This is a genomic window from Xanthomonas pisi DSM 18956 (genome assembly GCF_001010415.1).
Classification (GTDB): Bacteria; Pseudomonadota; Gammaproteobacteria; order Xanthomonadales; family Xanthomonadaceae; genus Xanthomonas; species Xanthomonas pisi.
The window spans coordinates 1-601 of the sequence record NZ_JPLE01000125.1 but is presented as its reverse complement, the minus strand read 5'-3'; the positions used below and the strand labels follow the sequence as shown (position 1 = coordinate 601).

Below are 601 nucleotides of genomic sequence, written 5' to 3'. Positions count from 1 at the left end.
TGTTTTCGCGCCTGCCCCCGGGTCATTACACGCTCGAAGTACAGGGGCGGACTGCAGACGGCATCTGGTCGGCGAGCCAGACCTTACGTTTTCGAGTATTGCCGCCCTGGTGGCTGTCGCCGTGGGGCTTGAGCCTGCTGGCCCTGCTGAGCTTGTGCGTAGTCGTTGCGGCCATTTTGTTGTACCGCCGCCGTCTACGTCGCTTGAATGCCTGGCAGTTGGCTGTGCACAAGCAGGAAGTTGCCGAGCAGGCATCCCTCGCCAAGACGCGTTTTTTGGCAACGCTCGGTCATGAGGTCCGCACGCCGATGACCGGCGTGATGGGCATGAGCGAGCTGCTGCTCAAGACCTCGCTGGATACCAAACAGCGCAGCTATACCGATTCTATCCGGCGTGCGGGCGCGCATCTGCTGCGGCTGGTCAACGATGCGCTGGATCTGGCACGCATCGAATCCGGTCGGCTGGAACTGGATCTGGAGCCATTTTCGCTGCGCCAGCTCGTGGCCGAGATCGAAGCGCTGATGGCGCCGCTGGCGCAGGAACGCGGCCTGCGTTTCAGCCTGGAAGTCGGCTTGCTTGGGGACATCACCGCCAGCGGCGA

1 protein-coding gene is annotated in these 601 nt (G+C 62.9%); it reads left to right on the top strand.

The genetic code is table 11. The features are described 5' to 3' along the window. Positions 1-601: sensor histidine kinase (locus tag Y887_RS17295; protein WP_282955769.1), on the top strand; the 601-nt coding region annotated here is incomplete at both ends.